31 protein-coding genes are annotated in these 25,726 nt (G+C 43.2%); 28 read left to right on the top strand and 3 right to left on the bottom strand.

What is annotated here, in order from left to right:
* Positions 1-38 precede the first annotated feature (38 nt).
* On the bottom strand, positions 39-560 hold the full coding sequence (locus ACH0BF_RS04955; protein ID WP_340851962.1) for a DUF2529 family protein: 522 nt from the start codon (positions 558-560) through the stop codon (positions 39-41).
* Positions 561-749: 189 nt separating this feature from the next.
* Between ACH0BF_RS04955 and ACH0BF_RS04950 the strand changes: the two genes are divergently transcribed.
* The 9 genes from ACH0BF_RS04950 to ACH0BF_RS04910 all read left to right on the top strand — a co-directional run bounded on the left by ACH0BF_RS04950 (position 750) and on the right by ACH0BF_RS04910 (position 8,264).
* Positions 750-1,112: a response regulator gene (locus ACH0BF_RS04950; RefSeq protein WP_120035326.1), complete on the top strand. Its 363-nt coding sequence runs from the start codon at positions 750-752 to the stop codon at positions 1,110-1,112.
* Between the two features lie 120 nt (positions 1,113-1,232).
* A complete protein-coding gene (locus tag ACH0BF_RS04945) occupies positions 1,233-2,096 on the top strand; it encodes a class II fructose-bisphosphate aldolase (protein ID WP_340851964.1) in 864 nt (287 codons plus the stop codon).
* Positions 2,097-2,181: 85 nt separating this feature from the next.
* Positions 2,182-2,322 carry a hypothetical protein gene (locus ACH0BF_RS04940; protein ID WP_406908972.1) on the top strand — a complete coding sequence of 47 codons (141 nt, stop codon included), beginning with the start codon at positions 2,182-2,184 and terminating at the stop codon, positions 2,320-2,322.
* A gap of 104 nt (positions 2,323-2,426) precedes the next feature.
* The gene (gene fsa / locus ACH0BF_RS04935; RefSeq protein ID WP_120035324.1) at positions 2,427-3,074 is read left to right on the top strand and encodes a fructose-6-phosphate aldolase; all 648 of its coding nucleotides are present in this window, start codon (positions 2,427-2,429) and stop codon (positions 3,072-3,074) included.
* Between the two features lie 119 nt (positions 3,075-3,193).
* Positions 3,194-4,480, top strand: coding sequence for a UDP-N-acetylglucosamine 1-carboxyvinyltransferase (locus tag ACH0BF_RS04930; RefSeq protein ID WP_120035322.1), 1,287 nt, complete (start codon positions 3,194-3,196; stop codon positions 4,478-4,480).
* Positions 4,481-4,585: 105 nt separating this feature from the next.
* Positions 4,586-5,551 carry a class II fructose-bisphosphatase gene (glpX, locus tag ACH0BF_RS04925; RefSeq protein WP_340851966.1) on the top strand — a complete coding sequence of 322 codons (966 nt, stop codon included), beginning with the start codon at positions 4,586-4,588 and terminating at the stop codon, positions 5,549-5,551.
* A 365-nt stretch (positions 5,552-5,916) separates the two neighbouring features.
* Entirely contained in the window at positions 5,917-7,200 is a 1,284-nt protein-coding gene (rho, locus tag ACH0BF_RS04920; RefSeq protein WP_120035318.1) for a transcription termination factor Rho, read from the top strand.
* 136 nt (positions 7,201-7,336) lie between these two features.
* Entirely contained in the window at positions 7,337-7,543 is a 207-nt protein-coding gene (gene rpmE / locus ACH0BF_RS04915) for a 50S ribosomal protein L31 (protein WP_120035316.1), read from the top strand.
* Positions 7,544-7,646: 103 nt separating this feature from the next.
* Positions 7,647-8,264, top strand: a complete 618-nt coding sequence (locus ACH0BF_RS04910; RefSeq protein ID WP_120035313.1) for a thymidine kinase — start codon at positions 7,647-7,649, stop codon at positions 8,262-8,264.
* 148 nt (positions 8,265-8,412) lie between these two features.
* Here the strand turns inward: ACH0BF_RS04910 and ACH0BF_RS04905 are convergent, their stop codons facing one another.
* Entirely contained in the window at positions 8,413-8,613 is a 201-nt protein-coding gene (locus tag ACH0BF_RS04905) for a hypothetical protein (RefSeq protein ID WP_406908971.1), read from the bottom strand.
* Between the two features lie 135 nt (positions 8,614-8,748).
* On the opposite strand from ACH0BF_RS04905, the gene prfA reads away from it, so the two are divergent.
* From prfA to ACH0BF_RS04885, 4 genes are all read left to right on the top strand, one after another.
* Positions 8,749-9,819: a peptide chain release factor 1 gene (gene prfA / locus ACH0BF_RS04900; protein WP_120035309.1), complete on the top strand. Its 1,071-nt coding sequence runs from the start codon at positions 8,749-8,751 to the stop codon at positions 9,817-9,819.
* A complete protein-coding gene (prmC, locus tag ACH0BF_RS04895; protein ID WP_406908987.1) occupies positions 9,815-10,678 on the top strand; it encodes a peptide chain release factor N(5)-glutamine methyltransferase in 864 nt (287 codons plus the stop codon). Before prfA ends, prmC begins: the two co-directional genes overlap by 5 nt.
* 59 nt (positions 10,679-10,737) lie before the next feature.
* Entirely contained in the window at positions 10,738-11,364 is a 627-nt protein-coding gene (gene spoIIR / locus ACH0BF_RS04890; RefSeq protein WP_120035304.1) for a stage II sporulation protein R, read from the top strand.
* A 226-nt stretch (positions 11,365-11,590) separates the two neighbouring features.
* On the top strand, positions 11,591-12,637 hold the full coding sequence (locus ACH0BF_RS04885; protein WP_182917160.1) for an L-threonylcarbamoyladenylate synthase: 1,047 nt from the start codon (positions 11,591-11,593) through the stop codon (positions 12,635-12,637).
* Positions 12,638-12,692: 55 nt separating this feature from the next.
* Here the strand turns inward: ACH0BF_RS04885 and ACH0BF_RS04880 are convergent, their stop codons facing one another.
* Positions 12,693-13,466 (bottom strand): DUF3891 family protein, encoded by a 774-nt coding sequence (locus ACH0BF_RS04880; protein ID WP_340851970.1) that lies wholly within the window; start codon positions 13,464-13,466, stop codon positions 12,693-12,695.
* Between the two features lie 197 nt (positions 13,467-13,663).
* Between ACH0BF_RS04880 and ACH0BF_RS04875 the strand changes: the two genes are divergently transcribed.
* From ACH0BF_RS04875 to atpA, 15 genes are all read left to right on the top strand, one after another.
* Entirely contained in the window at positions 13,664-14,203 is a 540-nt protein-coding gene (locus ACH0BF_RS04875; protein WP_406908986.1) for a manganese efflux pump MntP, read from the top strand.
* A gap of 87 nt (positions 14,204-14,290) precedes the next feature.
* A complete protein-coding gene (locus ACH0BF_RS04870) occupies positions 14,291-14,761 on the top strand; it encodes a low molecular weight protein arginine phosphatase (protein ID WP_340851973.1) in 471 nt (156 codons plus the stop codon).
* Entirely contained in the window at positions 14,748-16,040 is a 1,293-nt protein-coding gene (locus tag ACH0BF_RS04865; RefSeq protein ID WP_182917037.1) for a methyl-accepting chemotaxis protein, read from the top strand. Before ACH0BF_RS04870 ends, ACH0BF_RS04865 begins: the two co-directional genes overlap by 14 nt.
* A gap of 77 nt (positions 16,041-16,117) precedes the next feature.
* Positions 16,118-16,558, top strand: coding sequence for a ribose 5-phosphate isomerase B (rpiB, locus tag ACH0BF_RS04860; protein ID WP_120035295.1), 441 nt, complete (start codon positions 16,118-16,120; stop codon positions 16,556-16,558).
* 16 nt (positions 16,559-16,574) lie between these two features.
* A complete protein-coding gene (locus ACH0BF_RS04855; RefSeq protein ID WP_120035293.1) occupies positions 16,575-17,150 on the top strand; it encodes a TIGR01440 family protein in 576 nt (191 codons plus the stop codon).
* A gap of 175 nt (positions 17,151-17,325) precedes the next feature.
* Positions 17,326-18,561, top strand: a complete 1,236-nt coding sequence (gene glyA / locus ACH0BF_RS04850; protein ID WP_120035291.1) for a serine hydroxymethyltransferase — start codon at positions 17,326-17,328, stop codon at positions 18,559-18,561.
* Positions 18,562-18,759: 198 nt separating this feature from the next.
* Complete coding sequence (gene upp, locus ACH0BF_RS04845) at positions 18,760-19,389, top strand: uracil phosphoribosyltransferase (protein WP_120035289.1); 630 nt, start codon at positions 18,760-18,762, stop codon at positions 19,387-19,389.
* Between the two features lie 21 nt (positions 19,390-19,410).
* The gene (gene wecB, locus ACH0BF_RS04840; RefSeq protein ID WP_340851980.1) at positions 19,411-20,550 is read left to right on the top strand and encodes a non-hydrolyzing UDP-N-acetylglucosamine 2-epimerase; all 1,140 of its coding nucleotides are present in this window, start codon (positions 19,411-19,413) and stop codon (positions 20,548-20,550) included.
* A gap of 527 nt (positions 20,551-21,077) precedes the next feature.
* Positions 21,078-21,296: an AtpZ/AtpI family protein gene (locus tag ACH0BF_RS04835; protein ID WP_120035285.1), complete on the top strand. Its 219-nt coding sequence runs from the start codon at positions 21,078-21,080 to the stop codon at positions 21,294-21,296.
* Positions 21,297-21,302: 6 nt separating this feature from the next.
* Entirely contained in the window at positions 21,303-21,692 is a 390-nt protein-coding gene (locus ACH0BF_RS04830; RefSeq protein WP_340851983.1) for an ATP synthase subunit I, read from the top strand.
* A gap of 6 nt (positions 21,693-21,698) precedes the next feature.
* Positions 21,699-22,424 (top strand): F0F1 ATP synthase subunit A, encoded by a 726-nt coding sequence (gene atpB, locus ACH0BF_RS04825; protein ID WP_120035281.1) that lies wholly within the window; start codon positions 21,699-21,701, stop codon positions 22,422-22,424.
* A gap of 80 nt (positions 22,425-22,504) precedes the next feature.
* Entirely contained in the window at positions 22,505-22,717 is a 213-nt protein-coding gene (atpE, locus tag ACH0BF_RS04820; protein ID WP_006838507.1) for a F0F1 ATP synthase subunit C, read from the top strand.
* Between the two features lie 284 nt (positions 22,718-23,001).
* Positions 23,002-23,517 (top strand): F0F1 ATP synthase subunit B, encoded by a 516-nt coding sequence (locus ACH0BF_RS04815; protein ID WP_120035279.1) that lies wholly within the window; start codon positions 23,002-23,004, stop codon positions 23,515-23,517.
* Positions 23,517-24,056: a F0F1 ATP synthase subunit delta gene (locus tag ACH0BF_RS04810; protein ID WP_120035277.1), complete on the top strand. Its 540-nt coding sequence runs from the start codon at positions 23,517-23,519 to the stop codon at positions 24,054-24,056. Before ACH0BF_RS04815 ends, ACH0BF_RS04810 begins: the two co-directional genes overlap by 1 nt.
* Positions 24,057-24,132: 76 nt before the next feature.
* The gene (gene atpA, locus ACH0BF_RS04805; protein ID WP_120035275.1) at positions 24,133-25,641 is read left to right on the top strand and encodes a F0F1 ATP synthase subunit alpha; all 1,509 of its coding nucleotides are present in this window, start codon (positions 24,133-24,135) and stop codon (positions 25,639-25,641) included.
* Positions 25,642-25,726 lie beyond the last annotated feature (85 nt).

The following is a 25,726-nucleotide window of genomic DNA, read 5'->3' as shown; positions in this document are numbered from 1 at the left end:
CTTTAAAGCATGTGTGCTTTAAAGGCTTTTTTCATTGTTTAATTTTGTTCCTGCAAAATTTCATCGATGGTAAGCTTAAGGGAAAAGTAAATATATAGGGCAGCGAGACTAGAAGGAAAGCCTGTACGGCCGCCATTTTCGTCAGGAAGAAGCCCTTTCGTAACCTTTGTATTTATAAACACATCGGCTTTTTCGTGAAGTGAGTGCTCTTCCTCGGGCACAAGTCCGGCTATTGCAACGAAGGGAATGCCTCGTTCCTCAAGAGCAGCAGCTAAAGCTACAGCTTCGGAGTCATGGGAAAAACGGCTAACGAGAAGCACCCGGTCACTTTCTGTTATGTTATCGGTGGCTTCAAACGATTGGAAGCAGGAGAGCGCTTCAGCTCCGGCCGTTGCTTCTGCCTCTACGGCTTTCATTTCTTCAAATCCTTTTATATAAACTCGTCCCTCTCCGATTACTGCCTGGGCCAGAAGGCGGGCGCCATCTTCCATTTGTTCCGCTTCTTTATCGGCAATCCGTTGGAAAAGACCATTTAATTGAGTGGTAAACATTTTTAACATCGTTCGTCCTCCTTAATCGTGAAGTATATTATACATGTCTTTTAACTCGGGAGCAAAAGTCATAAATTATTTCCGTAAGCAGGAATTTCGAGTGTCGAACAAGAATTAAACATAGAGCAAGAAATAGTCAGTTGTTTTAAACCATACATAACATAATAGAAAGACAATTAAGATCAGGGGGAGAGGCAATTGAGTGGGAAAATACTTATTGTAGACGATCAATTTGGTATACGCATTTTACTAAATGAAGTTCTTCAAAAAGAGGGGTACGAAACATTTCAGGCAGCGAATGGCATACAAGCTCTCGAAATTGTAGATAATCATTCACCTGATTTAGTGTTGTTGGATATGAAAATTCCAGGAATGGACGGCATCGAAATTTTAAAACGTATGAGGGAAAAAAATAAAAGCATCCGTGTCATTATTATGACGGCCTACGGAGAGCTGGATATGATTCAAAAAGCAAAGGATCTTGGGGCGCTCACGCACTTTGCCAAACCATTTGATATTGATGATATCCGCACAACAGTAAAAGAATACATATTTTCCTAAAGGATAACCGGCTGCTTTTCCATTGGTAAAGGGCCGGTTATTTTGGTATGATACAAATGTAAATTTATTCGTAAGTGTATACTAAGATGTGTACTTAGTTCATCGAGGAGGAAAATAATCATGCCTTTAGTTTCCATGACAGATATGCTAAATAAAGCAAAAGAAGAAAAGTATGCTGTTGGACAGTTTAACATCAACAACCTTGAATTTACTCAAGCTATTTTGCAGGCGGCTGAAGAAGAAAAGTCTCCAGTCATTCTTGGGGTTTCTGAAGGAGCAGCCCGTTATATGGGTGGTTTCAAGTTTGTCGTTGCTATGGTAAAGGCCCTAATGGAAGAGTATGAAGTAACCGTTCCGGTAGCTATTCATCTTGATCACGGTTCCAGCTTTGAAATGTGTGCCAAAGCAATTCAAGCAGGCTTCACTTCCGTTATGATCGATGGCTCTCATCATCCATTAGAGCAAAACATTGAGCTAACAAAAAAAGTAGTAGAGCTTGCCCACATTCACGGTGTATCTGTTGAAGCAGAGCTCGGCCGTATTGGCGGACAGGAAGATGACTTGATCGTGGAAGATGCGGAAGCTGCTTATGCCATTCCGGCAGAGTGTGACCAATTAGTCCGTGAAACAGGTGTGGATTGCTTTGCTCCAGCTCTCGGTTCTGTTCATGGTCCATACAAAGGCGAACCGAAATTGGGCTTTGACCGCATGGAGGAAGTAATGAATTTGACCGGCGTTCCACTCGTACTTCACGGGGGTACTGGTATTCCAACAAAAGACATTCAGCGTGCGATCTCCCTTGGAACAGCAAAAATTAATGTTAACACAGAAAACCAAATAGCATCAGCAAAAACGGTGCGTGAAGTTCTCGCTGAAAAACCAGATTTATATGACCCACGTAAGTACCTAGGACCTGCACGCGAGACAATCAAAGAAACCGTTAAAGGAAAAATGCGTGAATTTGGTTCCTCTGGAAAAGCGTAAAGCTTATTTATCCTATAAAGATGCATAAAAGAAACCGCCTTATTGAAGTAAGGCGGTTTCAATTTAGAAAAGCGGAAGCGCCCGAATGGCTCTGACAAGCATAAGATGGGCCGGCGAAGTGGCGTCTTTCAGCCACACAGCTGGGCCAACTTATGACCTCGAGGAGCAGGCGCTGCAGCTGGACAATAGAAAAGCGGAAGCGCCCGAATGGCTCCGACAAGCATAAGATGGGCCGGTGAAGTGGCGTCTTTTAGCCACACAGCTGGACGAACTTATAACCCTGAGGAGCAGGCGCTGCAATAGCCAACTAATTAAAGGAGAGATTATATAATGAAATTATTCATCGATACAGCTAACATGACAGAAATCAAAGAAGCCCATTCTTGGGGCATTCTATCAGGTGTGACAACAAATCCATCTTTAGTGGCGAAGGAATCTGTTCCTTTTGAAGAGCGCTTAAAGGAAATTACTGATTTGGTGAGTGATTCAGTCAGCGCTGAGGTGATTGCGCTTGATGCAGAAGGAATGATCAAAGAAGGCCGTGAATTAGCAAAGATTGCACCGAATATCACGGTAAAAGTTCCGATGACAGCAGAAGGATTAAAAGCGGTTTCTGTTTTCGCTAAAGAAGGTATTAAAACGAATGTAACGTTAATTTTCAGCGCAAACCAAGCATTGTTAGCAGCGAGAGCAGGCGCTTCTTATGTTTCGCCATTTTTGGGACGTCTTGATGATATCGGCCATAATGGATTGGATCTTATTGAAACGATTGCTTCTATTTTTGCTATTCACGGCATTGATACAGAAATCATTGCTGCTTCTATCCGCCATCCACAACATATTACAGATGCAGCTTTACGTGGCGCCCACATTGCAACTGTACCATTTAAAGTGCTGAAGCAAATGTTTAACCATCCGCTAACAGATAAAGGAATTGAGGCGTTTTTGGCTGATTGGGATAAACGTCAAGTAAAATAAAACATTTTTTACATGTTTTTACTTCAGTGGGATAAACTATATTTAGTGAAAATAGTCAGCGTATGATGAAGCAGTTCTTTTTCGATGCTTAGCCAGTGCGTGAAAGAAGGGAGCATAAAATGGAAAAGCTGAAGATTGTGGGAGGACGTCCGTTAAAAGGCACAATTAAAGTAGATGGAGCCAAAAACAGTGCAGTTGCTTTAGTGCCAGCTACTATTTTAGCGGAATCTCCAGTAACAATTGAAGGAATGCCCGATATTTCCGATATTCATATACTGAAAGGATTGCTCGAGGAGATCGGCGGAAGAGTCACTTTTAAAAATGGTGAAATGATTGTCGATCCAACGAGTATGGTGGCCATGCCTTTGCCAAATGGTAAAGTAAAAAAGCTGCGTGCTTCCTATTATTTAATGGGAGCCATGCTCGGAAAGTTTAAAAAAGCGGTAATCGGCTTGCCGGGTGGCTGTCATTTAGGGCCACGGCCGATTGATCAGCATATTAAAGGATTTGAAGCGCTTGGAGCGGAAGTAACAAATGAGCAGGGAGCTATTTACTTGCGGGCGAATGAGCTAAGGGGAGCCCGGATTTACCTGGATGTTGTCAGTGTCGGCGCTACCATCAATATTATGCTGGCTGCTGTCAAGGCAAAGGGGCAGACTGTTATTGAAAATGCTGCAAAAGAGCCAGAAATTATTGATGTAGCTACCCTGTTGAATAACATGGGAGCTAAAATTAAAGGAGCAGGCACCGACATTATTCGTATTGAAGGCGTGGACAAGCTCGATGGCTGCCGCCACACAATTATCCCCGATCGAATTGAAGCAGGAACATTTATGATTTTGGCAGCTGCAGCAGGAGATGGTATCGTGATTGACAATGTCATCCCGCTTCATCTGGAATCGCTAACCGCCAAGCTGCGAGAAATGAATGTCCCCGTAGAAATAGGAGATGACAAAATTTTTGTAGGCCGAGCGGATAAGCTTAAGGCTGTTGACGTAAAGACGCTTGTATATCCAGGATTTCCGACCGACCTACAGCAACCCTTTACCTCACTTTTAACAAAAGCAGAAGGTTCTTCTATTGTTACGGATACGATTTACTCTGCCCGTTTTAAGCATACCGATGAGCTGCGAAGAATGAATGCAATCATGAAAGTGGAAGGAAGATCGGCTGTTATTAATGGACCTGTCCAGCTCCGAGGAGCGAAAGTGAAGGCGAGCGACTTGCGGGCAGGGGCTGCTCTCGTGATTGCCGGCTTGATGGCTGAAGGGTTAACAGAAATAACAGGGCTTGAGCATATTGACAGGGGCTACAGCATGCTTGTGGAAAAACTCAGCCTCCTCGGTGCAGAGCTCTGGCGCGAAGGCTTGTCAGAAGAAGATATAGGACAAATGAAAAGTGGCTGAATTCTTCCCCCTCATTTCCCGTTAATGTGTTACAATATATATGTTAATTAGGTTATACTTTTAAAGTTATTAAATTGCAGCTCTAATACGGGAGGAAAATATAAGATGGAAAGAAGTTTATCAATGGAGCTTATCCGGGTAACGGAAGCAGCTGCTTTATCTTCTGCACGCTGGATGGGGAGAGGGCAGAAGATGGAAGCGGATGATGCGGCAACTACTGCTATGCGCGATGTGTTTGATACCATCCCAATGAAAGGAACGGTTGTAATCGGAGAAGGTGAAATGGATGAAGCTCCGATGCTATATATCGGTGAAAAGCTCGGAACAGGCTATGGTCCTCGAGTAGACATTGCAGTCGATCCGCTGGAGGGTACCAACATTGTTGCATCAGGTGGATGGAATGCATTGGCTGTTCTTGCTATAGCAGATCATGGCAACCTTCTGCACGCTCCTGACATGTACATGGACAAAATTGCAGTAGGACCTGAAGCTGTAGGGCAAATCGATATCAATGCATCCGTTCTCGATAATTTAAAAGCTGTCGCTAAAGCGAAAAATAAAGATATCCAAGACGTGGTAGCCACAGTGCTAAATCGTCCACGCCATGAAGATATCATCGCCCAGCTTCGTGAAGCAGGTGCGCGTATTAAATTAATTGAAGACGGCGACGTAGCAGCTGCGATCAATACTGCTTTTGATCAAACAGGCGTCGATATTTTATTTGGTTCCGGCGGTGCTCCTGAGGGAGTCATCTCAGCGGTAGCGTTAAAATGTCTTGGCGGAGAGATCCAAGGAAGATTGCTTCCGCAAAATGATGAAGAAATCAAGCGTTGCGAAAAAATGGGCATCGATTTGAAACAAGTGCTTCGTATGGAAGACCTCGTACGTGGGGACGATGCAATTTTTGCAGCAACAGGCGTAACAGATGGTGAGCTGCTGCGTGGTGTTCAATTTAAAGGTTCCTATGGACAGACTCATTCTGTCGTTATGAGAGCAAAATCTGGTACGGTTCGTTTTATTGATGGCCGTCACAGCTTGGAGAAGAAGCCGAACTTAGTTATGAAGCCTTAACATATAAAGAAACTGTTTTTATTTAATTCATTCAACAGCACGGAGCGGGCTTATGCCGGGAGTGACCGGCTCTTCAGCCTGCCTTTGCTGTTTTTCAACGCCACTCACAATATTGCCCAGAAAATGTGTATCAACGCAATGTTCCCTCCTTTTTTATTCAATTATTGCGGCAATTACCCTAACAGGTTAAAATAGATATTATTTTAAAGAAAAGCAGAGCCGATGCCTAGAGCAATTAGCATGGGACAGGCTCGGAAAGCATATAACGGCCTAGATTCGAACCCGAATAAGGCGCAGCTAAATAAAGAAAGAACGGCTCATCTTACTTACATAGGGTGAGAATTAAATAAAAGTGTGGTGCCGAAATGGAAGAACTAACAATTTCTTATTTAGAGAATTTAAAATTAAAGGAACTTTACGAGCTTGCGCGTACGTACAAGATTTCTTATTACAGTAAGCTAACGAAAAAAGAATTAATTTTTGCTATTTTGAAAGCGCGCGCGGAGGAGCAAGGCTTCTTTTTCATGGAAGGCGTTCTTGAGATTATTCAGTCTGAGGGCTTTGGATTTTTAAGACCGATCAACTACTCGCCAAGTTCCGAGGATATTTATATTTCTGCTTCACAAATTCGCCGGTTTGATTTGAGAAACGGCGATAAAGTATCAGGTAAAGTACGTCCTCCGAAGGAAAACGAGCGTTACTATGGCCTCCTGCACGTCGAAGCAGTAAATGGGGACGATCCTGAATCTGCTAAAGAGCGTGTCCACTTTCCAGCATTGACTCCTTTATATCCGGATCGTCAAATTAAGCTTGAAACCAGTCCAAAAAATCTTTCCACAAGAATCATGGATTTAATTTCTCCTGTAGGTTTTGGTCAGCGGGGATTAATTGTGGCACCGCCAAAAGCAGGAAAAACGATCTTGCTGAAAGAGATTGCTAATTCTATCACTGCCAATCATCCAGAAGCAGAGTTAATCGTTCTGCTGATTGATGAACGTCCGGAGGAAGTAACTGATATTGAGCGGTCTGTTCAAGCAGAAGTTATCAGTTCAACGTTTGATGAAGTGCCGGAAAATCATATTAAAGTAGCGGAGCTTGTGCTGGAGCGAGCGATGCGTCTTGTAGAGCACAAGCGCGATGTAATTATTTTAATGGATAGTATTACAAGACTGGCAAGGGCATACAATCTTGTTATTCCGCCGAGCGGACGCACGCTTTCCGGAGGGATTGACCCAGCCGCATTTCACCGTCCGAAGCGCTTTTTCGGAGCGGCGCGGAATATCGAAGAAGGCGGCAGCTTGACGATTTTAGCAACGGCTCTTGTAGATACAGGTTCTCGTATGGATGATGTCATTTATGAAGAATTTAAAGGGACAGGAAATATGGAACTCCACCTCGACCGCTCGCTTGCTGAGCGTCGGATCTTCCCGGCTATTGATATTAAACGTTCTGGCACGCGTAAGGAAGAGCTGCTCATTGAGAAAGGTCAGCTTGATATGATCTGGTCTATCCGCAAGACGATGTCCGATTCACCAGATCTTGCCGAAAAATTCCTGCGTCGCCTGCGCCAGACGAAATCAAACGAGGACTTTATTGAGCAATTAGTAGAGGAAATTAAAGCAGGCGGTTCATCTAAACGGATTTTATAATTGGTATTTGATTTTTGGACAAATACTTGTTATAATAATACCAGTGTGTTCAGCCTATAAGTATGGAGAACTAACTCCGTACTTCGTATAGACAACTCTGTTTCAGAATGATTCAGGGCGGAAGGAGATGACAAGAATGAAAGCAGCTATTCATCCAGATTATAAAAAAGCAATGGTGAAATGTGCATGCGGCAACGAGTTTGAAACTGGTTCCGTAAACGAGGAAATTCGCGTAGAGGTTTGCTCTGAGTGCCACCCATTCTATACTGGCCGTCAAAAATTCGCTGATGCTGGCGGACGTGTTGATCGCTTCAACAAAAAATACGGCATGAAGAATAAGTAAGTTAAAAATGAAAACAGGCAAGGAGTTATTTATTAACTGCTTGCCTGTTTTTTGCCTTTTGGGACTATTTTTAAGAAGGAATGTTGAAAGTGAGGCTTGTTCAATGTATGTAATGAAACAAACCGGATGGGTGGAAGTGATTTGCGGCAGCATGTTCTCGGGAAAATCTGAAGAGCTGATCCGCCGTGTCAGGAGAGCGCAGTTTGCAAAGCAAGAAATCGTGGTGTTTAAGCCAAAAATCGATAATCGTTATAGCGAAGACTCAGTCGTTTCCCATAATGGGTCTGCTGTGATTGCAGTACCGGTAGCAGAGTCGGCTGATATTTTAGCAGCTGTCTCGCCTGATGTGGATATCGTTGCGATTGACGAAGCTCAATTTTTTGATAAGGGCATTGTTTCAGCTGCCCAGTTGCTCGCCAACCGTGGACATCGTGTGATTGTAGCCGGCCTTGATCAGGATTTTCGGGGAGAGCCGTTTGGTCCGATGCCGGCATTAATGGCGATTGCTGAACTCGTTACAAAGCTTCAAGCTGTTTGCACGGTCTGCGGATCACCAGCTAGCCGGACACAGCGTTTGATTAATGGACAGCCGGCGGGATATGACGATCCCATTATCTTAGTTGGAGCCGCTGAAAGTTATGAAGCGCGCTGCCGCCACCATCACGAAGTGCCGCTTACCTCTGTACATAAGCAGAAAGCAGCTGTTGAAAAAACCCAATAGGTTTTAGCCTGACTACAAATTCATAGAGGGCGTCCATCGGACGTCCTCTTCTTCTTTTTAGAAAAAAACAATGCTTTTCCAGATAACAGCTTCTTTTCCGGGAAAAACGTATTGTCAGTAAAAGGTGAACCAGTCCATACGCCGCGAATCAAGCACCTCCGCTTTTCTCTTGTCCAGCTGAGCCTCCTTGCCCCTCGAGGACATAAGCCGATCTGGTTGTGTGGCTAAAGAACGTCACTTCACCATTTCGTCTTATGCTTGTCGGGGGAGTACAGTCGGCTCCGCTTTTCTTTTGTCCAGCTGCGGACGCTAGTGCGTACGGCGGTTTCGAAATACCTAAAGAAGTCAAAGAACGACTCCTTTAGGTATTCCTCCAACCTTCTATCGTACTAGACAAGCACCCTCCGCTTTTTCTTTTTACATTGTGCTGGTTTTTTCGATATATTATAATGAAAACATTATGGACGAAATTTGAGGTGACATTATGTTTGACCGTTTACAGGCGGTGGAAGACCGCTACGAAAAGTTAAATGAACTGTTAAGCGATCCGGAAATTGTGAATAATCCTGGCAAGCTCAGAGATTATTCAAAGGAACAGTCTGACATTCAAGAGACTGTGCTTGTGTATCGTGAATATAAAGAAGCAAAGCAGCAATACGAGGATGCCAAGGCAATGCTTGATGAAAAGCTTGATGCTGACATGCGTGAAATGGTGAAAGAAGAAATAGGGGAGCTTGAAGATCAGCTTGAGCAGCTGGAAGAACGGTTGAAAATTCTTTTGATTCCAAAAGACCCGAACGACGATAAGAACGTAATTATGGAAATTCGCGGGGCAGCGGGCGGAGATGAAGCGGCTTTGTTTGCCGGTGACTTATATCGTATGTACAGCCGATATGCGGAGATGCAAGGTTGGAAAACAGAGGTCATTGAAGCCAACTCCACGGGCCTTGGCGGTTATAAGGAAATTATTTTCATGATTAACGGAAAAGGTGCTTTCTCCAAGATGAAATATGAAAACGGTGCCCATCGTGTGCAGCGTGTTCCAGAAACGGAATCAGGTGGACGGATTCATACATCTACAGCTACGGTAGCCTGTCTTCCAGAGGCGGAAGATGTGGAAGTGGATATCCACGACAAAGATATTCGAGTTGATACATTTGCCTCGAGCGGACCGGGCGGCCAAAGTGTTAATACGACGATGTCAGCTGTTCGTTTGACGCATCTTCCGACAGGGATCGTTGTTTCCTGTCAGGATGAGAAGTCCCAAATTAAGAATAAGGAAAAAGCGATGAAAGTTCTCCGGGCCCGTATATATGATAAGTTCCAACAGGAAGCCCAGGCGGAATATGACGCGCAAAGAAAATCGGCTGTCGGTTCTGGAGATCGCTCTGAGCGTATCCGAACATACAATTTCCCGCAAAACCGTGTGACTGACCACCGCATCGGTCTAACTCTGCAAAAGCTTGATCAAATTTTGGAAGGCAAGCTAGATGAAGTGCTAGATGCACTTATTATGGAAGAACAGTCTTCCAAGCTTGAGAATTTGCAGGATTAATATGACACAAAAAATATATGAGGCCCTTCGATGGGCTTCTTCTTTTTTAAGAGAGAAAGAGCGGGATGAGAATGCGGGAGAACTACTGTTGCAGCACGTTATGCAGATGAAACGCTCAGAGTTGCTGGCAAATATGCATGCGCAGCTGACAGGGCAGCAACAGCAAACCTTTAAGGAAATGGTCAGCCGGCATGGGGAAGGTATTCCCATCCAGCATATGATTGGAAGAGAAGAATTTTATGGAAGATCTTTCGCTGTAAACGGGAATGTGCTGATTCCCCGGCCGGAAACGGAAGAATTGATTTGGCATGCGCTAGAAGGGATAAGCGAGCATTTCCAAGAGGATCAGGAACTTGTAATGGCGGATATTGGGACGGGAAGCGGAGCTATCGCTATTACGATGAAGCTTGAACGTCCGCAGCTTACCGTGTATGCTTCGGATCTCTCGGAAAAAGCGCTGCAGACAGCCAAACAGAATAGCAGGACATTGCAGGCTAATATTCAGTTTTTGCATGGAGATTTGCTGGCTCCTTTTATTGAGGAGGGAATAAAACTGGATATTCTTCTGTCTAATCCTCCTTATATTCCGTTAACTGATAAAAAAGAGTTATCAACCGTTGTGGTTGATCATGAGCCGGAACTGGCTTTATTTGGAGGAGAGGATGGCCTTGATATTTACCGTCGGTTATGTGAACAGCTGCCCCATGTATTGAATGCAAAAGCATTGATTGGGTTTGAAATCGGAGGGGGCCAGGGAAAAGCGGTATCTGATCTTTTGCAAAGCGTTTTTCCAGAAGCGGTCATCAGCGTTAAAAATGATATTAATGGCAAAGACAGAATGGTTTTTGTGAAAATTTAATAGTTTCATTGTTTAAGTTTTTCTTTTCTGGACAGACTGATAGCCAGGAGGGGAAAACAATGAATAGATTAATTGCAGGCATTTATTTACTAATTTTATCAATCGGTACAATAATGAGTTTATATATTCCTGATCAAGCAGCAGAAGCGGAAGAAACCATCGTGATTCCAAAGGAAGCGATCAGGCTGAGAATTCTTGCGAATAGCGATAATGCGACTGACCAGGAACTAAAAAGAAAGATCAGAGACGATGTGAATAAAGAGATTACAAAGTGGGTATCCAATCTGGAATCTTTGCCGGAAGCCCGCCGCCTTTTAAAAAGCAAACTGCCGGAAATTCAAGAGATTGCTATAAAGCGTGCGAGGGAGGAAGGGATACAAACAAACATTAAGGTTAATTTTGGACAAGCAAAGTTTCCAACGAAGCTGTATGGGCAATTTCTTTACCCTGCTGGTGAATATGAGGCAATCGTTATTACAATTGGTGAAGGAAATGGGGCGAACTGGTGGTGTGTGCTCTATCCCCCGCTTTGTTTTCTTGATTTTTCAAATGGTACAGCCATTAGTCCCGGGGTGGAAGAGAACAACCACTCAGACCAGCAGAAAGTACCAGTCTATGCAGAAGGTGAGGAGCAAGTTCCAAAAGTAAAGTTCGCTATCGTTGAGCTTTTCAAGAAGAATAAGTAAAAAGTGAGGATGGCTTTTTCATCTTGTGGATAAAAATAATAACGATTGATTTTTCAGAAATTTATCCACATTTACCCACAGACTTATAAACAAAACTAAAAAAGTTATCCACACAATGTGGATAATGGGTATGATTTTGTGCATATCTTTCCAGAAGTGTCTGATTTATTAACAAGAAACACAGAAATCGTACAAAAAAAGAAGGAATGAAAGATAAATGAGCAAAATGCAAACAAAACATTGGTATGTGGATAAGGGTGTGGATTTTTTAGACACATATCCACAAATTGAGGAAGCAGCTGATTTATTAAAGCAAAATGAGGTGGTGGCTTTTCCAACTGAGACGGTATACGGACTAGGAGGAAATGCCTTATCAGATGAAGCGGCTGCTAAAATATTTGCTGCAAAAGGCCGCCCAGCTGACAATCCACTAATTGTTCACATCGCTTCAAAGCAACAGGTAGCAGACGTAGCGGTCAACATATCAGAAACAGCTGAACGATTAATGGAAGCCTTCTGGCCAGGTCCGCTCACTATTATTTTGGAAAAGCAGCCAAACCGGCTGTCGGAAGTGGTTACGGCAGGGCTTGAAACGGTAGCGGTCCGCATGCCCGATCATCCTGTAGCTATGGCTGTCATCCGGGAAGCGGGCTTGCCAATTGCAGCACCGAGCGCTAATCGATCAGGCAAGCCGAGCCCTACTTCTGCAAAGCACGTACGAGATGATCTGGATGGAATGATTGCGGGAATTATAGATGGCGGCGATACTGGAGTAGGGGTAGAATCTACAGTTGTGGATTGTACAGGAGACATTCCTGTTATTTTGCGGCCAGGTGGCATTACAAAAGAAGAAATTGAGGAGGTTGCCGGGGAAGCTGGGATTGATGCGGCGTTGACGGATGCAAAGCAGCGGCCCAAGTCGCCTGGAATGAAATATAAACATTATGCCCCGGAAGCTCCTGTTTATTTGCTAGATGGCAGCCGTAAATGGATTCAGTCAAATATTGATGAGCAGCGGCAGCAAGGGAAAAAAGTTGGCGTGTTAACAACAGAGGAGAATCTCTCCTTCTACGAAGCGGATGTTGTTTTTCCATGTGGAAGCCGCCAGGATTTAAGAACAGTGGCGCATTCTCTTTACGATGTATTGCGCGCTTTTAATGAGACAGATGTAGATATTATCTATTCCGAAGTTTTCCCCACGTCGGGGGTTGGTTTAGCCATTATGAACCGGCTGGAAAAAGCAGCCGCTCATCGCTGGGTATGTGAAGAATAGAAAAAAGAGGAAACCGGATAGCGGCGACTGCCGCTTTTTCTGGTTTCCTTTTTAATTATTTATATGATGGCATGAGTTGAATGGGTGTTTCACAAAAGCTGGTTTTTTTATAGCTTTCAAGAAACCCTTGGGAAGCAATCTGGTCTTTTGACAGAGTCTTCTGTTTAAGTGTGATAAGAATTTTATCTCTAAAAGGGAAAGGGTCCATAGCGATGGTTTGTTTGTCTTGCCAATAAAGCTGAATGTTATCTTTCTCTATTTTGTTGAAGGCGGCAGAAAGAGGAATTCCTTTGCAAAAGAAGGGATGTTCCTGCTCTTTCGTTGTCCCGGGCTCGTTCAGACAAATATATAAAGAAAGATTATCCCCGAGCTGTAACAGTCTGTAATGTGAATCGGGCAAAGATGGGTCTGGAATTTTAAGAGAAGCAATGAGCCGCTCCCGGCGCTGTTCTTCATTTATTTGAAATGGTTTTACTTCATCTAAAGCCTCGTTTCTAAGAAAAGCCGAATAATGCATGCTGCATAAGAGAGCAGCGTAATGATCGTTTTTTTCCACCTCATCAATTCCTTGTTTGTAAAGTACAAGTTTTGGCAGCACTGGAAAATCAACGAACGTATACGGGGCCTCTTTTTTATCATTCCAGAAGGGGTCTGTGTCAAATGGTTTCCAGCCGCAGTCGTGCTGAAAAATGGCATATTCGACGGAGCGCCTGAATTCTGGAGCAGAAAACAGTGAATCTTTCCAATAGGACATGATGATTCCAGAAATTTGTGCGTGATGATCCTGTTCAATTAGTACAAATTCGTTCTTACGCTCTCTAACGATCATTCGTGCTCACCCTCTCAAGTTTAGTATTTTTTTATTTATTCCCTTATCGTGTGCTGGCAATCTTGCTTTTGGTTTTAAAAGTATTCCGCCATGTCTTTACTGCGCTTTCTCATTTGGCATCTATTCAAGAAAGTATTCGAGCATTCCTGCATATGTTGAAAAGAGGCACGTCCAACAAGGAAGGGAATGAAGCAAAGATGGGTGAAGTCGTTACTTTGAGTACACTGGCTTTAGCGTTAGGAATGGACGCTTTTTCAGCAAGCTTAGGAATAGGCATGGCGCCAATCAGGTTAAAGCGGATCTTTTATATTGGAATCATTATCGGCAGTTTTCATATTATTTTACCGCTTCTTGGCATAATAGCTGGCCGATTTGTTACAGATACATTTGGGACAATTGCTTCTCTTATTGGAGGCTTGCTGCTCATAATTGCTGGTACTCAAATGATTGTTGCTTTTTTTCAACAAAAGGAGGAAGAAAGGTCGGTTCCTTTCGGTTGGAGATTGATGGCATTCTCTTTGATCGTCAGTCTGGATAGCTTCTCGGTTGGCCTTACATTAGGGATTTATGGAGCAGAAGTTTTGCTTGTACTGCTTCTGTTCGGCGGCATTGCAGCTGGTTTAACTTGGAGCGGACTGTTGGTTGGCAGAAAGGCGGGCAGTTGGCTTGGGGCTTACAGCGAAGCATTTGGCGGTTGCATTTTGCTGGCGTTTGGTTTTAAACTTCTTTTTCTTTAATTGGAAAAATATATAGAACTTTTTACCCTCTTTGATAAAAATCTTATATAATAAGAGGAGAAGAAAACAGCTGGAGGGTGAAAACGGTTGAACATATTGTTCGTATGTACAGGAAATACATGTAGAAGTCCGATGGCAGAAGCAATTATGAAGCATAAGAAGCAAGGATGGGATGTACGGTCTGCAGGGATTTATGCAGCAGCAGGTGACCGGGCAGCCAGGCATGCCATTCAAGTGTTACAGGAAAATAGCATTCCTATTCAACATCTGTCTCAAGGGATATCTAGAGAGATAGTCGATTGGGCGGATGTTATTTTTACTATGACAACCGGCCATAAACAGGCGGTTCTTTCTTCGTTTCCTCATTCTGCTGGCAAGCTATGGACATTGAAAGAGTTTGTCTATGGGGAGCAAGGAGATGTCGCTGACCCGTACGGGGGATCACTTGAAAATTATCGTCAAACTTATGTGGAATTGGATGAATTAATCACCGAGGCATTAAAAAAAATGCAAAGCCGGGCAGGAGACATTCCGGAGAGGGGTCATGATGAGATATAGAAGCGAAGCGAAATTTGGATTAAGAAAGAAACTTGTTTTTCTCGTCACAATTTTAGCTTTAATTACTTATACGACGAGCGGCTTTTTTATCTATTATATTTATCCTAATTATTTTTCTTGGATGAACGAAACTTTGTTCACGGTCACTACTTTACTGTTAGGTATTATTTGGTCGGGGATTCTTGCCTATGTAGCTGGGGGCTATTTTGTCCGGCCGTTGAAGAGATTAGAAGCAGCTACACTGGCAGCAGCGCAAGGCAATATCAAGGAGGATGTAGAACTTCCTGAAAGTGAAGATGAAATCCGTTCCCTTGGTATTGCTTTTAATCACATGCTTAGCAATTTGAGAAGCATGGTCCATAGCATTGATAATAATTTTTCTTTAACCAATGAAAGTGTTGTGCGCATATCGACAGAAGCAACCCGGGCTTCCGAAAGAGCCGAAGAAATTTTTCGGACGGTAGATGAGATTTCTGCTGGAGCTGAAAATTCAGCAGTGGCTATTCAGTCTACGGCAGAATCGATTGAAGATGTCACGCATCTCGCTGCTGAAGTGCAAACAAAGGCAAAGGATTCGGCCGCTCAAGCTGAAGAAATGGTAGAAGAGCTGAAGATCAATAAAGAGATTTTCCAATCGCTCATTTCGGGTATGGAACAATTATCTACAGAAAATGAACAGTCACTCGAGGCGGTTAAGAGACTGGAGACAAATGCACGTAAAGTTGAACAGATTATTCAGCTCGTCGGTGACATTGCAGCTCAGACCAATCTTCTAGCGCTCAATGCTTCAATTGAAGCAGCGCGTGCTGGCGAACATGGAAAAGGGTTTGCCGTTGTAGCAGAAGAAGTCCGTAAATTGGCTGATGAGAGCGCAAAGGCTGTCAGTGGCATTTCAGAGCTGATCCAGCATATTCAGCAGGAAGTAGATCAAGTTGTCCAAAAGATTTCTTCACAAGTACAAACTGTCAATAAAGAGGTTCAAAAGGGGTCTAAAGCCAATTCTGCTATTGAACAGATGACTGGAAAGATCCATGAAGTAGCAGAGGCTGTACAAATTATTTCTCAGCTGGTGGACAGGCAGCTTGGCAGCATCCAAGATACATCCAACCAATCTGAGGAAGTAGCAGCAATCGCGGAGGAAACATCGGCTGGGGCTGTTGAAGTGACACAGGCTACAAAAGACCAAACCAAAGTGATGCATGATATTGAACAGGCTGCTCTTCAACTGAAAAAACAAGCGGAAGAATTAAAATCAACGATTACACAATTCCAGCTTTAGAGACATCGGGCTTTTCATTTGTCTCCTATTGTGACAAAATAGAAAAAAATTGATCAAGCCAAAAGGAGATTATCAACATGAAAATTGCCATTGCATCTGACCATGGTGGAGTAAACATTCGAAAAGAAATAAAAGATCTGATGGATGAGCTCGGCATTGAATATGAAGATTTTGGGTGTGAATGCAGTACATCTGTTGATTACCCAGATTATGCTGTTCCTGTAGCTGAAAAGGTAGCCAACGGGGAATTTGACCGTGGTATTTTAATATGCGGCACAGGTATTGGAATGAGTATTGCGGCTAACAAAGTGAAAGGGATTCGCTGCGCCCTCGTTCATGACGTCTTTAGTGCAAAGGCAACGAGAGAGCATAACAACAGCAATATGCTTGCTATGGGAGAGCGGGTCATTGGTCCGGGTCTTGCCCGTGAAATTGCGAAAGTATGGCTGACAACTGACTATGAAGGCGGCCGACATGAAAACCGTCTTAATAAAATTAAAGCGTATGAAGAAAAATAAACTGGAGGGATGAGCTTTGTTGCAGCTTAAAGAGTGGGAACAGCAGCTCGGTCGCCTGTTGCAAGAGTTTCAGCAACAGGCCGGTCTCCAAAAAGGACAGATAGTCGTCATTGGCTGTTCGACTTCCGAAATTGCCGGAGAAAAAATTGGAACAGCCGGCACGCTGGAGATTGCTGAAATGGTGTACCGACAATTGCAGGCATTTGCAGATGAATACGGGCTGTATCTTGCTTTCCAATGTTGTGAACATTTAAATCGTGCGCTTGTAGTAGACCGCGAGCAAATTCAGCGACTGCAGCTTGAGGAAGTGGCAGTGGTGCCAGTTCGTCAGGCAGGGGGATCGATGGCTACCTACGCCTTTAATGAAAAGAAAGATAGCGCCGTCGTTGAATTTATTAAAGCTGATGCAGGCATAGATATTGGCGATACGTTTATTGGCATGCATTTGAAGCATGTCGCTGTCCCGTTGCGGACAAGTGTGAAAGAAGTAGGGCATGCGCATGTTACGATGGCCAGAACCCGGCCGAAGTTAATCGGAGGAGCCAGAGCGGTGTATGAAAAAACGAATGCCAACGAGAAGTGCTCTGGTTAATGTTAAGTTTTAGCTGGCTTTTAATAATAAAGTCGGCTTTTTTTTATAAAAAAGATCGGCTTTTATATTTATTTGATTTAAAACAAGCCAAAAACATGTTAGAATATAAATGAATTTTAAAAATTAGCAATACATAAAGACATATATCATTCTTAGAAATGGAAGGGGTTTGAAAATGAGTATCCTTAAAGAACAAGATACGGCTGTGTTTGAAGCCATTCAAGATGAATTAAAACGCCAGCAGTCTAAAATTGAATTAATCGCTTCTGAGAACTTTGTCAGCCAGGCAGTCATGGAAGCACAAGGTTCCGTGTTAACCAATAAATATGCGGAAGGCTATCCGGGCAAGCGTTATTACGGCGGCTGTGAGCATGTTGACGTTGTTGAGGATCTAGCTCGCGACCGGGCGAAAGAAATTTTCGGCGGCGATCACGTGAATGTGCAGCCTCACTCTGGCGCTCAGGCAAACATGGCTGTTTATTTCACTATCCTGGAGCACGGTGATACAGTTCTCGGAATGAACTTATCTCATGGTGGCCATTTAACACACGGCAGCCCGGTAAACTTCAGCGGTGTGCAATACAACTTCGTTGAATACGGAGTAAGCAAAGAAAACCAGCAAATTGATTATAACGATGTTCGCCAAAAGGCAATCGAACATAAGCCGAAGTTAATTGTAGCAGGAGCGAGCGCTTATCCGCGTGCGATCGACTTTGCTAAATTCCGTGAGATTGCAGATGAAGTAGGCGCTTATCTAATGGTTGACATGGCGCATATCGCCGGCCTTGTAGCAGCTGGACTTCATGAAAGCCCTGTTCCATACGCTGATTTTGTAACAACAACGACACACAAAACATTACGTGGCCCTCGCGGCGGTATGATTATTTGTAAAGAAGAATTTGCTAAGAAAATCGACAAGTCTATTTTCCCTGGTATCCAAGGTGGCCCGCTCATGCACGTCATTGCAGCGAAAGCTGTAGCTTTCGGAGAAGCGTTAGATGAGAGCTTCAAAACCTATGCACAGCAAATCATCGACAATGCCAAGCGTTTGGGAGAAGGCTTAGTAAAAGAAGGCATCAATCTCGTATCAGGCGGTACAGACAACCACTTGCTGCTTATCGATCTGCAAACTCTTGGCCTAACAGGTAAAGTGGCGGAAAAAGTATTGGATGACATCGGTATTACGGTTAATAAAAATACGATTCCATTTGATCCGGAAAGCCCATTTGTAACAAGTGGCATCCGTATCGGTACAGCAGCGGTCACTTCACGTGGCTTTGATCTAGAGGCAATGGACGAAGTAGCAGCTCTTATCGGAGCAGCACTTAAAAACCATGAAGATGAAGAAAAGCTTAAGGAATTAAGCCAGCGTGTAGCTGATTTAACAGCAAAATATCCTTTATACAGCTAAATGGCTCCGCCCGGGAAAGAAATGTATCATTCCCGGGTTTTTTATATTTTCCCATTTGTTCTTCTTCTGCTTTTTATGTAAAATTAGATGGAAGCTTGCTGAAAGAAGTGGAAGAATGGCTGCGTGTGCGGCTTATTTTTTTGCCATCGGAAGCTTTTATGGCATAATTTGAGATATTAACATAAGGGAGCGATAATTTTGGGAAAAGTATATGTGTTCGATCACCCATTAATCCAGCATAAGTTAACGATTATTCGCGACAAAGAAACAGGAACGAAAGAATTCCGTGAATTAGTAGATGAAGTGGCTACGCTGATGGCTTTTGAAATTACACGGGACATGCCTCTTAAAGAAGTAGCCATTCAAACACCGGTATGTGAAGCGAATGCTAAAATTCTTGCTGGCAAAAAGCTAGGCATTGTTCCCATTCTCCGTGCTGGTATTGGCATGGTAGATGGAATTTTAAAATTAATTCCGGCTGCTAAAGTAGGCCATGTCGGGCTATATCGTGATCCGGAAACACTAAAGCCTGTTGAATATTATGTAAAGCTCCCAACGGATGTGGAAGAGCGTGATTTTATCGTAGTAGACCCAATGCTTGCTACAGGAGGATCAGCAGTAGAAGCGATCCATTCCTTGAAAAAGCGTGGAGCAAAGAATATTAAATTTATGTGCTTAGTAGCGGCTCCTGAAGGTGTAGAGGCTATCCAGGAAATCCATCCAGATGTTGATATTTACATTGCTGCCTTGGATGAAAAGCTGAATGAAAAAGGCTACATTGTACCAGGATTGGGAGATGCAGGCGATCGCCTGTTTGGAACAAAATAATTAGAAGTAGGTGCAAAGAAGATGAACCGCCCGATTAAAGTAATGACCATTTTTGGAACGCGCCCTGAAGCGATTAAAATGGCTCCGCTCGTTCTGGAATTGCAGAAATATCCTGAGCAGTTTGAATCTATTGTCACTGTAACGGCGCAGCATCGGCAAATGCTCGATCAGGTGCTTGAGATCTTTAACATCACTCCAGACTACGATTTAAATATTATGAAGGATCGTCAGACACTTATTGATGTAACGACGCGTGGATTGGAAGGGCTTGACGGAATAATGAAAGAAGTTAAGCCGGATATTGTGCTCGTACACGGAGATACAACGACTACATTTGTTGCAAGTCTCGCTGCTTTCTATAATCAAATTGCCGTTGGCCATGTTGAAGCAGGATTGCGCACATGGAATAAATACTCTCCGTTTCCGGAGGAGATGAACCGTCAATTAACAGGAGTCATGGCTGATCTTCATTTCTCACCTACAGATGAAGCGGAAGAGAACTTACTTAATGAAGGAAAAAAAGCAGAAACCATCTTTGTAACAGGCAACACAGCCATTGATGCGCTAAAAACAACAGTGAAAGAGAGCTACAGCAATGAAGTGCTGGATAAGCTTGGCAGCGATCGCCTTGTCTTAATGACTGCTCACCGCCGTGAAAATCTTGGTGAGCCGATGCGCAGCATGTTCCGTGCAATCAAGCGACTCGTTGAAGAAAACGACGATATTCAAGTGGTCTACCCGATGCATATGAATCCGGTCGTCCGTGAAATTGCTGGTGAAATTCTCGGCAATGATCCGCGCATCCATCTTATCGAACCGCTTGACGTAATCGACTTCCATAACTTTGCGGCGAGAGCACACTTGATTTTAACTGACTCTGGCGGCGTGCAGGAAGAAGCGCCTTCTCTTGGTGTGCCTGTTCTTGTCCTTCGCGATACCACTGAACGTCCAGAAGGAATTAAAGCCGGTACATTAAAGCTTGCCGGTGTAGATGAAGAAGCCATTTATCGGATGGCGACTGAATTGCTGAACGATCAGGCTGAATATGAGAGAATGTCTAAGGCCTCCAATCCATATGGAGATGGGGAAGCTTCCCGTCGCATTTGCGAAGCGATCCTTTATCATTTTAAAGCAACGGATCAAAAGCCGGACCGTTTTTAAAGAGGCTCTGTTAAAGGTCTATGTTGATTGAAGCGAAAGTCGCAAAGGCTCCTCCATCTTACATTCGTATAGTTTCATCATGTGGGGGAGGGGAGCCAGTAGAAGACGAGTGCAAATCAACGCTTATCATTAACAGAAACTTAAATAAAAAAAGGAACTGCCCTGACAGTTCCTTTTTTTATTTAATGGCCAATCGGCAGATCTTTGGTAGACTTGAGGATTGGCAATGGAGAATAAGCCGAAATCAAATGAACTTCCGAGGGAAAGAAAAGAAATTTTTATTCAGAAAAGGGTATGTTTTTACAATTATTTTTTACTTATCACCTGTGATAAGTAATTCTTATGGAAAGATTTAAATTTTGATCAATTTGTGAAATGTAACATACAATTTTTGAGGTTTTTTTTAGTATGCGTTGACATTAAAATACCCCTATTGTATGCTTACAAAGGGAAAAGAGCAAATACTATGAACTGAGCGTAAACGCTTTTTTTTTAGGTAGAACCCACGGTGGGCAGGAGTGTTTTACATGAAGAGCCGTAAAAGTGCGTTTAAGGCGATGAGTTTGTACAGTGCAGTTTTGGCACAGTTGACAGGATCTATTCTCATCGGGATTTTTGCCGGACGCTGGCTTGATGAAAAATGGAAAACTGAACCACTTTTTTTAATCATCGGACTGCTCTTAGGATTAACTGCGGGCGTTTTTTCTATGCTTAAGACGGTTAACCACTTCAATTCGGAGGATTAATAAATTATGGGGGAACTCCAGCACTCACTTTCCAGACATCGAAAGTATTTATTATATTTGCTCGCCATCTTTGTTTTCTGCTGGGGAATTATGCCTTACAAGGCGATTTTCGGCGGCCTCATTCTTGGAACAGCTTTTAGCTTGTTCAACCACTGGTTAATGTTGAAGCGGATGCAACGTTTCAACACCGCACTTGAGCGCGGCAATAAAGTCCAATCGCTAGGCACGATGTCACGAATGGCATCCGCTGGCGCAGCTGCTCTCATTGCCCTTCGTTATCCGGATCATTTCAACATTATCAGTACAGTTTTGGGATTAATGGCATCCTATATTGTCATTATGATAGATTTTTTTATTCATTTTCTAATAAAAAGAAAAACCGGGGAAGAGAGGTGAAAACAGTTGCATCACGAAAATCCATTATATCATTGGGAAGTATTTGACGGTTTTACTTTAACTTTCAACTTAGCCAACGTATTAATGATCACTGTTGCCAGTGCAATCGTTTTCTTAATTGCAGTTATTTCCACAAGAAAACTGGCAATGAAGCCTACCGGGCTGCAGAACTTTTTTGAGTGGATCATGGACTTTGTGAAAGGGATCGTCAAGAGTAACATGGACTGGAAAACGGGAGGACGTTTCCATGTTCTTGGAATTACACTGCTTATGTACATTGCAGTTTCCAACTTTCTTGGTCTTCCATTTTCAGTGGTAAAAGATGGCGTGCTCTGGTGGAAATCTCCAACAGCAGACCCGGTGATCACTCTAACATTAGCAGTTATGGTTGTCGCTCTGTCACATTATTATGGAATTAAAATGAAGGGCTTTACAGAGTATGGAAAGGATTACTTCCGTCCAATGGGATTCTTATTCCCGTTGAAAATTGTAGAGGAGTTTGCTAATACGCTGACTCTTGGCCTTCGACTTTATGGAAACATCTTTGCTGGTGAAATCCTTCTTGGATTGCTAGCAGGAAGCCTTGCTACAGGAGTGGGCGGACATTTAGCTGCCATCCTTCCAACATTAGCATGGCAAGGATTCTCCGTCTTTGTCGGTGGAATCCAGGCATTTATCTTCACCATGTTAACAATGGTTTATATTGCTCACAAAGTGAGCAGCGACCATTAAAATATACCCAGTTCATCTAATGAACAAACCTATTTTTAAACAAATACATTATTTATACATTTAAAGGAGGAAATTTTAAAATGGGTCTTTTAGCAGCAGCAATCGCAATCGGTTTAGCCGCACTTGGTGCAGGTATCGGTAACGGTCTTATCGTATCTAGAACAGTTGAAGGTATCGCTCGTCAACCAGAAGCTCGCGGTATGCTTCAAACAACAATGTTCATCGGGGTAGCGTTAGTAGAGGCGATTCCTATCATCGCTGTAGTTATCGCGTTCATGGTTCAAGGTCAGTAAGAAAAGCGGAAGCGCCTGTCCAGCCGCGACAAGCATAAGGCGATTTGGCAGAATGGCGCTTTTCAGCCATGCAGCCGAATTGACTTGTGATCTCGAGCGGCTAGGCGCTACAGCTGGACAAGGTAAACATATTAAGGGATTTTTGTTCCAATGGCGAAGATCATTCCAAGCGAACCTTCGCCATTGCTTTATGTTCGAAGTGTAACAAGCAGTTCCATTCTTTTTATACAGACCTTTTCCTCAAGAAGGGGAGGGGGGAAACTCTTGAAAGGAGTGAAGTGGGCGTGTTAGCAAACGCATTCGTACTTGGATCGTCAGCCGGCTTTAACGGCGGGGACATTTTGTTCCAATTGATCATGTTTATTATTTTACTAGCGCTGATTAAAAAGTTTGCCTGGGGACCTTTAATGGGAATCATGCAACAGCGTGAAGATCATATTGCATCAGAAATTGACGCGGCAGAAAAAAGCCGGGTTGAAGCAAATAAATTATTAGAAGAAACTCGAGCAGAATTAAAAGCATCTCGCCAGCAAGCTCAAGAAATCATTGAGAATGCCAAGAAAGTGGGCGACAGTCAAAAAGCAGAAATCATTGCGGCTGCTCGTGCAGAAGCCGAGCGCTTAAAAGAGTCTGCTAAGATGGAAATTGAGCAGCAGACTGAACAAGCAATGGCATCTCTTCGTGAGCAAGTAGCCTCTTTATCTGTATTGATTGCTTCTAAAGTAATTGAAAAAGATTTAAGTGTAGCAGATCAAGAAAAACTGATTAACGAGTATATCCAAGAGGCAGGGGAAAAGTGATGAGTGATTCCGTAGTGGCAAAACGCTATGCGCTGGCTCTTTTCAAAATTGCCAAAGAACATCAGCAACTTCAGCAGATCGGAGAAGAGCTGCAGGTAGTGAAAGCCGTTTTTCAGGAAAACAAAAACTTGCTTCCTCTACTTGACTCTCCGAAGCTAACAATTGAAGAAAAACAAGCACTGATAAAGAATGCTTTTTCAGAGGCTTCTACTTATGTGACTAACATATTAATGCTTTTAATCTCGCGTCATCGTGAAGGAGATATTATTGCCGTAGTTGATGCGTATACGAATCTAGCTCATGAAGAGCAAGGTCTCGCTGAAGCAACTGTTGAGTCTGTACGTCCTTTAACAGACGAAGAGACGAAGCAAATTTCCACTCAATTTGCCAAGAAAGTGGGCAAACAAGCTCTGGAAATTACGAATATCATCAATCCGCAGTTACTTGGCGGCTTAAAGGTGCGCATTGGCAACCGTATTTTTGATGGTAGCCTGCGTGGGAAATTAGATCGGCTTGAAAAACAATTAATAGCAAAATAACGAATGAAAAGCAAAATATCTGTATTTTGTTTCTTGTTCGAATACAACTACTACAATTATATGAGGGGTGAAATTCATGAGCATCAAAGCTGAAGAAATCAGTGCGCTGATTAAAAAGCAGATTGAGAACTTCCAGTCAGACATTACAGTAAACGATGTCGGTACAATTATTCACGTAGGTGATGGTATCGCTCGTGCTCATGGCCTCGACAATGTCATGGCTGGAGAACTGCTTGAGTTCTCAAACGGTGTCATGGGTATGGCACAAAACTTAGAGGAAAACAACGTAGGTATTATCATCCTTGGACCTTACACAGATATTCGTGAAGGTGATGAAGTACGTCGCACAGGCCGCATCATGGAAGTCCCTGTTGGGGAAGAATTAATCGGCCGCGTTGTAAACTCTCTTGGACAGCCTGTAGATGGTCTTGGCCCGATTAATACAACAAAAACTCGTCCGATTGAAAGCAAGGCAACAGGAGTTATGGATCGTAAATCTGTTCATGAGCCTTTACAAACAGGAATTAAGGCGATTGACGCACTTGTGCCAATTGGCCGTGGTCAACGTGAATTGATTATCGGTGACCGCCAAACTGGTAAAACAACTGTAGCGATCGATACAATTCTTAACCAAAGAGATCAAGATATGATCTGTATCTATGTCGCTATTGGACAAAAAGAATCTACTGTTCGTGGAACAGTTGAAACGCTTCGTAAGCATGGAGCGCTTGATTATACAATCGTTGTAACTGCTTCCGCGTCTTCACCAGCTCCAATGCTATTCCTTGCTCCATATGCTGGAGTAACGATGGCAGAAGAGTTCATGTTCAACGGTAAACATGTTCTGATCGTGTATGATGATTTATCTAAACAAGCGGCAGCTTACCGTGAACTTTCCTTATTATTACGTCGTCCTCCAGGTCGTGAAGCTTACCCTGGTGATGTTTTCTACTTGCACTCCCGTTTACTCGAGCGTGCAGCTAAATTGAACGATGAATTAGGAGCAGGTTCAATTACAGCTCTTCCATTCGTTGAAACACAAGCAGGCGATATCTCTGCTTACATTCCAACGAACGTTATCTCTATCACTGACGGACAGATCTTCTTGCAGTCTGACTTGTTCTTCTCAGGCGTACGTCCTGCGATTAACGCTGGTCTTTCTGTATCACGTGTTGGTGGGTCCGCTCAAATTAAAGCGATGAAAAAAGTAGCCGGTACTCTTCGTCTGGACTTAGCTGCTTACCGTGAACTCGAAGCGTTTGCACAGTTCGGCTCTGATCTTGATAAAGCTACCCAAGCAAAATTAAATCGTGGAGCGCGTACTGTTGAAGTGTTAAAGCAAGACTTGAACAAGCCACTTAAAGTTGAAAAGCAAGTAGTTATTCTTTATGCGTTGACACGCGGTCTTTTAGACGATATTCCAGTAGGAGATATCCGACGTTTCGAAGATGAACTGTTAAGCTGGTTAGATCACAACCATACAAACGTGTTAGAACATATTCGCACAACGAAAGAACTTGCTTCTGATGATGAAATGAAAGCAGCCATCAACGAGTTCAAAAAGACGTTCGCGAAGTCCGAATAATTATCCAGATAGTCAAAAGCGGGAGTGGGTCGAAATGATCCTTCCCTCTTTCTAGGTAAATTTCTAACATAAAAAAGGGTGGTGA

Origin of the sequence: Pseudobacillus sp. 179-B 2D1 NHS (genome assembly GCF_045370945.1) — a bacterium.
Classification (GTDB): Bacteria; Bacillota; Bacilli; order Bacillales; family Domibacillaceae; genus Pseudobacillus.
This window is presented reverse-complemented; position numbering and strand designations above follow the sequence as displayed.

Bases quoted from the DNA above. Each gene is read 5' to 3' on its own strand.
- ACH0BF_RS04955 (WP_340851962.1), bottom strand. From the start codon at position 560: ATGTTAAAAATGTTTACCACTCAATTAAATGGTCTTTTCCAACGGATT.
- ACH0BF_RS04945 (WP_340851964.1), top strand. From the start codon at position 1,233: ATGCCTTTAGTTTCCATGACAGATATGCTAAATAAAGCAAAAGAAGAA.
- ACH0BF_RS04940 (WP_406908972.1), top strand. From the start codon at position 2,182: ATGGCTCTGACAAGCATAAGATGGGCCGGCGAAGTGGCGTCTTTCAGC.
- fsa (WP_120035324.1), top strand. From the start codon at position 2,427: ATGAAATTATTCATCGATACAGCTAACATGACAGAAATCAAAGAAGCC.
- ACH0BF_RS04930 (WP_120035322.1), top strand. From the start codon at position 3,194: ATGGAAAAGCTGAAGATTGTGGGAGGACGTCCGTTAAAAGGCACAATT.
- glpX (WP_340851966.1), top strand. From the start codon at position 4,586: ATGGAAAGAAGTTTATCAATGGAGCTTATCCGGGTAACGGAAGCAGCT.
- rho (WP_120035318.1), top strand. From the start codon at position 5,917: ATGGAAGAACTAACAATTTCTTATTTAGAGAATTTAAAATTAAAGGAA.
- rpmE (WP_120035316.1), top strand. From the start codon at position 7,337: ATGAAAGCAGCTATTCATCCAGATTATAAAAAAGCAATGGTGAAATGT.
- ACH0BF_RS04910 (WP_120035313.1), top strand. From the start codon at position 7,647: ATGTATGTAATGAAACAAACCGGATGGGTGGAAGTGATTTGCGGCAGC.
- prfA (WP_120035309.1), top strand. From the start codon at position 8,749: ATGTTTGACCGTTTACAGGCGGTGGAAGACCGCTACGAAAAGTTAAAT.
- spoIIR (WP_120035304.1), top strand. From the start codon at position 10,738: ATGAATAGATTAATTGCAGGCATTTATTTACTAATTTTATCAATCGGT.
- ACH0BF_RS04885 (WP_182917160.1), top strand. From the start codon at position 11,591: ATGCAAACAAAACATTGGTATGTGGATAAGGGTGTGGATTTTTTAGAC.
- ACH0BF_RS04880 (WP_340851970.1), bottom strand. From the start codon at position 13,466: ATGATCGTTAGAGAGCGTAAGAACGAATTTGTACTAATTGAACAGGAT.
- ACH0BF_RS04875 (WP_406908986.1), top strand. From the start codon at position 13,664: ATGGGTGAAGTCGTTACTTTGAGTACACTGGCTTTAGCGTTAGGAATG.
- ACH0BF_RS04865 (WP_182917037.1), top strand. From the start codon at position 14,748: ATGATGAGATATAGAAGCGAAGCGAAATTTGGATTAAGAAAGAAACTT.
- rpiB (WP_120035295.1), top strand. From the start codon at position 16,118: ATGAAAATTGCCATTGCATCTGACCATGGTGGAGTAAACATTCGAAAA.
- glyA (WP_120035291.1), top strand. From the start codon at position 17,326: ATGAGTATCCTTAAAGAACAAGATACGGCTGTGTTTGAAGCCATTCAA.
- wecB (WP_340851980.1), top strand. From the start codon at position 19,411: ATGAACCGCCCGATTAAAGTAATGACCATTTTTGGAACGCGCCCTGAA.
- ACH0BF_RS04835 (WP_120035285.1), top strand. From the start codon at position 21,078: ATGAAGAGCCGTAAAAGTGCGTTTAAGGCGATGAGTTTGTACAGTGCA.
- ACH0BF_RS04830 (WP_340851983.1), top strand. From the start codon at position 21,303: ATGGGGGAACTCCAGCACTCACTTTCCAGACATCGAAAGTATTTATTA.
- atpE (WP_006838507.1), top strand. From the start codon at position 22,505: ATGGGTCTTTTAGCAGCAGCAATCGCAATCGGTTTAGCCGCACTTGGT.
- ACH0BF_RS04810 (WP_120035277.1), top strand. From the start codon at position 23,517: ATGAGTGATTCCGTAGTGGCAAAACGCTATGCGCTGGCTCTTTTCAAA.
- atpA (WP_120035275.1), top strand. From the start codon at position 24,133: ATGAGCATCAAAGCTGAAGAAATCAGTGCGCTGATTAAAAAGCAGATT.